This window comes from Pseudomonas sp. P4_B4 (genome assembly GCF_056402255.1).
Genome location: NZ_JBFUHS010000039.1, coordinates 36,080 through 42,736, shown reverse-complemented (window position 1 = coordinate 42,736; position 6,657 = coordinate 36,080). Strand labels below are relative to the sequence as shown.

Annotated in this window: 9 protein-coding genes, 4 tRNA genes and 1 rRNA gene; all 14 read left to right on the top strand. The window is 54.5% G+C overall.

Going from position 1 to position 6,657, the window contains the following annotated elements; all coding sequences use genetic code 11:
* Nucleotides 1-85: 85 nt before the first annotated feature.
* The 14 genes from rrf (at nt 86) to rplL (ending at nt 6,502) form a co-directional block, all read left to right on the top strand.
* Nucleotides 86-201 (top strand): 5S ribosomal RNA (rrf, locus tag AC1DVE_RS27500).
* A gap of 135 nt (nt 202-336) precedes the next feature.
* Nucleotides 337-1,296 carry a bifunctional biotin--[acetyl-CoA-carboxylase] ligase/biotin operon repressor BirA gene (gene birA, locus AC1DVE_RS27495; RefSeq protein ID WP_223453686.1) on the top strand — a complete coding sequence of 320 codons (960 nt, stop codon included), beginning with the start codon at nt 337-339 and terminating at the stop codon, nt 1,294-1,296.
* Nucleotides 1,286-2,035, top strand: a complete 750-nt coding sequence (locus AC1DVE_RS27490) for a pantothenate kinase (RefSeq protein WP_223453684.1) — start codon at nt 1,286-1,288, stop codon at nt 2,033-2,035. Before birA ends, AC1DVE_RS27490 begins: the two co-directional genes overlap by 11 nt.
* A 7-nt stretch (nt 2,036-2,042) precedes the next feature.
* Nucleotides 2,043-2,483, top strand: a complete 441-nt coding sequence (locus tag AC1DVE_RS27485) for a hypothetical protein (protein WP_223453682.1) — start codon at nt 2,043-2,045, stop codon at nt 2,481-2,483.
* 143 nt (nt 2,484-2,626) lie between these two features.
* Nucleotides 2,627-2,711 (top strand) — tRNA-Tyr (locus AC1DVE_RS27480).
* A gap of 24 nt (nt 2,712-2,735) precedes the next feature.
* Nucleotides 2,736-2,809: transfer RNA gene (locus tag AC1DVE_RS27475), tRNA-Gly, on the top strand.
* Nucleotides 2,810-2,835: 26 nt separating this feature from the next.
* A tRNA-Thr gene (locus AC1DVE_RS27470) sits at nt 2,836-2,911 on the top strand.
* Between the two features lie 174 nt (nt 2,912-3,085).
* Nucleotides 3,086-3,161 (top strand) — tRNA-Trp (locus AC1DVE_RS27465).
* Between the two features lie 45 nt (nt 3,162-3,206).
* The gene (gene secE / locus AC1DVE_RS27460; RefSeq protein WP_007984402.1) at nt 3,207-3,575 is read left to right on the top strand and encodes a preprotein translocase subunit SecE; all 369 of its coding nucleotides are present in this window, start codon (nt 3,207-3,209) and stop codon (nt 3,573-3,575) included.
* 9 nt (nt 3,576-3,584) lie between these two features.
* The gene (nusG, locus tag AC1DVE_RS27455) at nt 3,585-4,118 is read left to right on the top strand and encodes a transcription termination/antitermination protein NusG (protein ID WP_007984405.1); all 534 of its coding nucleotides are present in this window, start codon (nt 3,585-3,587) and stop codon (nt 4,116-4,118) included.
* A 117-nt stretch (nt 4,119-4,235) separates the two neighbouring features.
* Entirely contained in the window at nt 4,236-4,667 is a 432-nt protein-coding gene (gene rplK, locus AC1DVE_RS27450) for a 50S ribosomal protein L11 (RefSeq protein WP_007933726.1), read from the top strand.
* Nucleotides 4,667-5,362: a 50S ribosomal protein L1 gene (rplA, locus tag AC1DVE_RS27445; RefSeq protein WP_003186095.1), complete on the top strand. Its 696-nt coding sequence runs from the start codon at nt 4,667-4,669 to the stop codon at nt 5,360-5,362. The genes rplK and rplA overlap by 1 nt, the downstream gene beginning before the upstream one ends.
* Nucleotides 5,363-5,560: 198 nt before the next feature.
* Nucleotides 5,561-6,061, top strand: a complete 501-nt coding sequence (gene rplJ / locus AC1DVE_RS27440; RefSeq protein WP_007970413.1) for a 50S ribosomal protein L10 — start codon at nt 5,561-5,563, stop codon at nt 6,059-6,061.
* A 75-nt stretch (nt 6,062-6,136) separates the two neighbouring features.
* Nucleotides 6,137-6,502 carry a 50S ribosomal protein L7/L12 gene (gene rplL / locus AC1DVE_RS27435; RefSeq protein WP_108218340.1) on the top strand — a complete coding sequence of 122 codons (366 nt, stop codon included), beginning with the start codon at nt 6,137-6,139 and terminating at the stop codon, nt 6,500-6,502.
* Nucleotides 6,503-6,657: the final 155 nt, after the last annotated feature.

The following is a 6,657-nucleotide window of genomic DNA, read 5'->3' as shown; positions in this document are numbered from 1 at the left end:
TCGAGATACTCACAAAACACCGAAGCTATCACATACCCAATTTGCTGAAGCGAGACCAACCGGTCACGACTCAGTACCCGAATTTCTTGACGACCATAGAGCGTTGGAACCACCTGATCCCATCCCGAACTCAGCAGTGAAACGATGCATCGCCGATGGTAGTGTGGGGTTTCCCCATGTGAGAGTAGGTCATCGTCAAGATTAAATTCCGAAACCCCAATTGCGAAAGCAGTTGGGGTTTTGTTTTTGTCCGCGGGAAAGCCACGACTACTGGATTTCTATGCAATCGCTCGATGCGTGGCTATCATGCGGGCCTCATTGTGAGGCGAGACCTGCATGCTGACGTTGTTAAAGCTTCTTAAAGATGGCCGATTCCATTCGGGTCAAGCATTGGGTGCTGCCCTGGGCGTCAGTCGTAGTGCTGTGTGGAAGCAGCTTCAGCATTTGGAAGCTGAACTGGGTTTGTCTATTCATAAAGTTCGTGGGCGTGGCTATCAATTGTCCGCGCCATTAGCGCTGCTCGATCCTGCCGAGATAAGCGCTCAGGCGCTTTCTTGCGCCTGGCCCGTCCAGGTTTACGATTCAATCGACTCCACGAATGCCGAGGCGCTGCGTGCTATTGAGCGCGGGCAAGCGGCACCGTTTGTGGTGCTTTCGGAGCGGCAGACAGCCGGACGCGGGCGACGTGGTCGCAAGTGGGTCAGTCCATTCGCAGAAAACGTCTATTACAGCCTGGTGCTACGCATTGATGGTGGGATGCGTCAGTTGGAGGGTTTGAGTCTCGTCGTTGGGCTCGCTGTCTTGCAGACGTTGCGTGAACTCGGTATTGCAGCCGCTGGATTGAAGTGGCCTAACGATGTCCTTGTGGGCCAGAAAAAGATCGCGGGAATATTACTCGAGTTGGTTGGTGACCCTGCTGATGTGTGCCACGTGGTCCTGGGGGTTGGAATCAATGTGAACATGCAGTCCGCTGACGAGGTGGACCAGCAATGGACATCCCTGCGGCTCGAGTCGGGCAAATTGTTTGATCGCAACCAATTGGTCGCGGTGCTGGGGGAGATGCTGCAGCGATACCTGGCTCGTCACCAGGCGGGTGGTTTTTTGGCCATCCAGTCGGAGTGGGAGCAAAATCACCTGTGGCAGGGGCGAAGCGTGTCGTTGATTGCCGGTGTCAATCAAATTGATGGTGAGGTACTTGGTATCGATGGCCAAGGCGCCTTGCGCCTGAAGGTGGATGGTGTGGAGAAAGTCTTCAGTGGTGGTGAGTTGAGCCTGAGGTTGCGTGATGATTCTTGAGCTCGATTGTGGGAATAGTTTCATCAAGTGGCGTGTACTTGCTGTTAATGCTGGGCAGGTGCTCGGTGAGGGGGTCGTCGATTCCAATCTCGCATTGCTGGAGGGGTTGGGGGGGCTCAAAGGGCTTGCCCTTACGTTTTGCCGGCTGGTGAGCGTCAGGACCGCGGAGGAAACCGCTGCGCTGACGTCTTTGCTCAGGGATACCTTTGATATGCCGGTTGTGTGCGCAACGCCAGCACGTGAAATGTCAGGCGTGCGCAATGGGTATGAGGAGTTTGAGCGGCTGGGTCTGGATCGGTGGCTTGCAATGCTCGGAGGCTTTCATCTGGCTTCAGGTGCGTGCCTGGTGCTCGACTTCGGTACGGCCGTGACTGCTGACTTTATCGCTGCGGATGGGGAGCACCTGGGTGGTTTCATCTGTCCGGGGATGCCGTTGATGCGTAATCAATTGCGCACCCACACTCGCAAAATTCGTTATGGGGATCTGGCGGCCGAGCAGGCTCTGGAAAGTCTTGTTCCAGGTCGCGCGACTGTCGAGGCTGTAGAGCGTGGTTGTCTGTTGATGTTGCGCGGTTTTGTGCTGACCCAGCTCGAGTTGGCGCGCAGTTACTGGGGGGAGGACTTTGTCCTGTTCCTCACCGGAGGGGATGCGAGCCTGGTTACTGAGGTCGTGCCTCAGGCCAGGGTTGTTCCGGACTTGGTGTTTGTCGGATTGGCCATGGCCTGTCCCTTGTCCTGAGGTTTTTATGCGTTGGTTGTTTCTGCTGTTGCTTGTCCTCAATGGCTTCTACTACATCTGGCATCAACAAGAGGCTCCTCTGCGCGCGAAGGATGTCACGCCTTTGAGTCTGTATCGCGGATCTCAACAAGATATCCGCTTGTTGAGCGAAGCAAGTGACGTCTCCAAAGACAAGGGTAAGGCTGTCTCGACAGACAATGGCTGCCTTTATCTGGGCGGCTATACGCGCCAGGATGCCGCGCAGGCGGTTGAGCGTCGTTTGAGCGGGATGGAGGTCAAGTATCAGTCCCTGCCGAAAACTGCGACAGAAGGGGCAGGGTATTGGGTGCGTATCGCACCGGAAAGCCGGCGTTGGCTGGACGATTTGCAGCTGCAAAACCTTTCTAAAGAATTCAATGAGTTAAAACATAAAATAATGCCGTGCGAGGGGGTTGCACCCATCGAATAGTTTGCATAGAATGGCGCCCGCTCCACAGCGAACACCGGAAACGGTAAACGGTGTGAAGCGAGGTCAACGCAGCTAAGCTCAGGTTTTTAATGAGAAAAATGCTTGACAGAAGGCTGGCATGATGTAGAATGCCGGCTCGCTTAGGAGGGGTTCCCGAGCGGCCAAAGGGATCAGACTGTAAATCTGACGTCTACGACTTCGAAGGTTCGAATCCTTCCCCCTCCACCATTTTTAGCGAGAGCTGTAAGCCTCGCGGGTATAGTTTAGTGGTAGAACCTCAGCCTTCCAAGCTGATGATGCGGGTTCGATTCCCGCTACCCGCTCCAAGTTTACAGGTTTTGCACAGTGTTACGCTCTTGTAGCTCAGTTGGTAGAGCACACCCTTGGTAAGGGTGAGGTCAGCGGTTCAAATCCGCTCAAGAGCTCCATATAACAAGGCAGATATGAAAATATCTGCCTTTGTTTTAGGTGGTAGTGGTTGCGCCTGATTGTGTTTCTGAAGGTTGCCGGTGTCGTGGATGTCGGTGTTGCAGCCAAGGTTGCCTGGTAAGTGTTGTAAAGTCTTTTTCGGGTCGGCATAATGGTCGGCCTGATTTTGTTTTAGGTCAGTAGCTCAATTGGCAGAGCGACGGTCTCCAAAACCGTAGGTTGGGGGTTCGATTCCCTCCTGACCTGCCAGATTCACTCGGTGTGTCTGGCTTTCTTTTCACAGGATCTTCATAGATGACTCCTAAAGCTGAAGCTCAAGGCTCTCGTTTCGATCTCCTCAAGTGGCTTGTAGTAGTCGCTCTGGTGGTTGTTGGCGTTGTTGGCAATCAGTACTTTTCTGCTTCGCCGATCCTGTACCGCGTACTCGCATTGCTTGCTATTGCTGCCGTAGCTGCCTTTGTAGGCCTGCAGACGGTCAAGGGCAAGTCTTTCTTTGTACTGGTTAAGGAAGCGCGCACCGAGATTCGTAAAGTCGTTTGGCCAACTCGCCAAGAAACCACGCAGACCACGTTGATCGTTGTGGCTGTTGTTCTGGTTATGGCGTTGCTGTTGTGGGGGCTTGATTCCCTGCTCGGCTGGCTTGTTTCCTTGATTGTCGGCTAAGGGTGTCCCGTGGCTAAGCGTTGGTATGTTGTGCATGCTTACTCCGGTTACGAGAAGCATGTAATGCGCTCGCTGATCGAGCGCGTAAAGCTGGCCGGTATGGAAGATGGCTTCGGCGAGATTCTGGTTCCCACTGAAGAAGTGGTTGAGATGCGCAATGGCCAGAAGCGCAAAAGTGAACGCAAATTCTTCCCTGGCTATGTGCTGGTGCAGATGGATATGAACGAGGGTACTTGGCACTTGGTCAAGGATACTCCTCGGGTGATGGGTTTCATTGGCGGTACTGCCGATAAGCCTGCGCCAATCACCGATAAAGAAGCAGAAGCCATTCTGCGTCGCGTTGCCGATGGCAGCGACAAGCCGAAGCCGAAGACGTTGTTCGAGCCGGGTGAGTCGGTGCGTGTCAACGACGGTCCGTTTGCGGACTTTACCGGTGTTGTTGAAGAGGTTAACTACGAAAAGAGCCGGATCCAGGTCGCGGTGCTCATTTTCGGTCGCTCTACTCCGGTGGAGCTCGAGTTCAGCCAGGTCGAAAAGGTCTAGTTGAACAAAAATCCCAACCCCGCAGCCGTAGGCTGTGGGGTTTTGTCGTCACTGGGATAAACGCGCAAGTAACCGGGGAGCCTTTCGAGGCGTTTGAACCCGTAATTGGAGTGCCTCATGGCCAAGAAGATTACCGCTTACATCAAGCTGCAAGTGAAAGCCGCTCAGGCTAACCCGAGCCCACCTGTTGGTCCTGCTCTGGGTCAGCACGGCGTGAACATCATGGAATTCTGCAAGGCTTTCAACGCCCGTACTCAGGGTCTTGAGCCAGGTCTGCCGACTCCAGTGATCATCACTGTCTACAGCGACCGTAGCTTCACTTTCGAAACCAAATCCACCCCTGCTTCGGTTCTGCTGAAGAAGGCGGCCGGTCTGACCAGCGGTTCCGCTCGTCCGAACACCGTTAAGGTTGGCACCGTGACTCGTGCTCAGCTGGAAGAAATCGCGAAAACCAAAAACGCGGATCTGACTGCAGCTGATATGGAAGCAGCCGTGCGTACTATCGCCGGTTCTGCTCGTAGCATGGGCCTTAACGTGGAGGGTGTGTAATGGCTAAGCTGACCAAGCGTCAAAAGGCTATCGCCGGCAAAATCGAAGCAGGCAAGGCCTACAACTTTGTAGACGCCGCTGCCCTGCTGGCCGAGCTGTCGACTGTCAAGTTCAGCGAGTCGTTCGACGTAGCTGTAAACCTGGGTGTTGACCCGCGTAAATCCGACCAGGTCGTTCGTAGCGCTACTGTGCTGCCACACGGCACTGGCAAGACCGTTCGCGTTGCTGTGTTCACTCAGGGTCCAGCTGCTGAAGCCGCTCTGGCTGCCGGCGCTGACCGCGTAGGCATGGACGACCTGGCTGCCGAAATGAAAGGCGGCGACCTGAACTATGACGTAGTGATCGCATCCCCGGATGCAATGCGCGTTGTAGGTCAGTTGGGTCAGATCCTCGGTCCACGTGGCCTGATGCCTAACCCTAAAGTCGGCACCGTAACCCCAGACGTAGCTACCGCGGTTAAAAACGCCAAGGCTGGTCAGGTTCGTTATCGCACCGACAAAAACGGCATCATCCACACTTCCGTTGGCAAGATCGGCTTCGACGCCGTCAAGCTGAAGGAAAACGTTGAAGCCCTGATCGCTGATCTGAAGCGTATCAAGCCAGCTTCCTCGAAAGGCATTTACGTCAAGCGCGTTACCCTGAGCACCACTATGGGCCCAGGTCTGGTCATCGACCAAAGCTCGCTCGACGCGTAAGACACAGATTGGCGCAAGCGATTGCGCCAATTGAAAAATTGGGGTCCCTGCCTGGCGGGGGCTATCCAAGACCGTAGGCGACGCAAGTCTTAAACCACAAGCCTACGCAGATGGTGCTCCCGGTTCCTTACCGAATCAGACACCAAAACGACATCCGGTTTCGACCAGATGAAACGGTAACAAGCAGGAGTTAAACCCGTGGCAATTAAACTCGAAGACAAGAAGGCCATCGTCGCTGAAGTCAACGAGGCTGCCAAAGTCGCTCTGTCCGCTGTCGTGGCTGATGCCCGTGGCGTAACAGTAGGCGCGATGACCGGACTCCGTAAAGAGGCTCGTGAAGCTGGCGTTTACGTACGTGTTGTACGTAACACCCTGCTCAAGCGCGCTGTTGCTGACACTGAATTCAGTGTCCTCAACGACGTGTTCACTGGCCCTACCCTGATTGCGTTCTCCAAAGAACATCCAGGCGCTGCTGCCCGGATCTTCAAGGAATTCGCAAAGGGTCAGGACAAGTTCGAGATCAAGGCAGCTGCGTTCGAGGGCAAGTTCCTCGCAGCTAACCAAATCGACGTACTGGCAACTCTGCCGACCCGTGACGAAGCAATTTCTCAGCTGATGAGCGTGATTCAAGGCGCTACCAGCAAATTGGCTCGTACCCTGGCGGCAATTCGCGACCAGAAAGAAGCTGCTGCAGCCTAAGGCTCGTCAACTTCTCGCGTTTTTTGTTTTTTTCGATGGTCGCGTAGGCCGTCCCCAATATCAGGAATTAGATTCATGTCTATCTCTCAGAACGATATCCTTGAAGCAGTTGGCAACATGTCCGTAATGGAAGTTGTTGAGCTGATCAAAGCTTTCGAAGAAAAATTCGGTGTTACCGCTGCTGCTGCTTCGGCTGGTCCAGCTGCTGCTGCCGCTGTTGTTGAAGAGCAAACTGAATTCAACGTCATGCTGCTGGAAGCTGGCGAGAAGAAAGTTAACGTGATCAAGGCAGTACGTGAACTGACCGGTCTGGGCCTGAAAGAAGCCAAGGCTGTAGTTGACGGCGCTCCTGCCATGGTTCTGGAAGCAGTGACCAAAGATGCAGGCGACAAAGCCAAAGCAACTCTGGAAGAAGCAGGCGCTAAAGTCGAGCTGAAGTAAGCATCGACTTTGCGTCTCCAGCCCGAGCGTTAAGCGACAGGCTGATGGCTGGTGGCTCTTGCCACCGGCCTTTTTCCGTTATTGGCAGCCGACTGGGTCGGTGCCGATAACGTGCTGTAACCACCCGATGCGGTGGCGCAAACCATGGGGTTTGC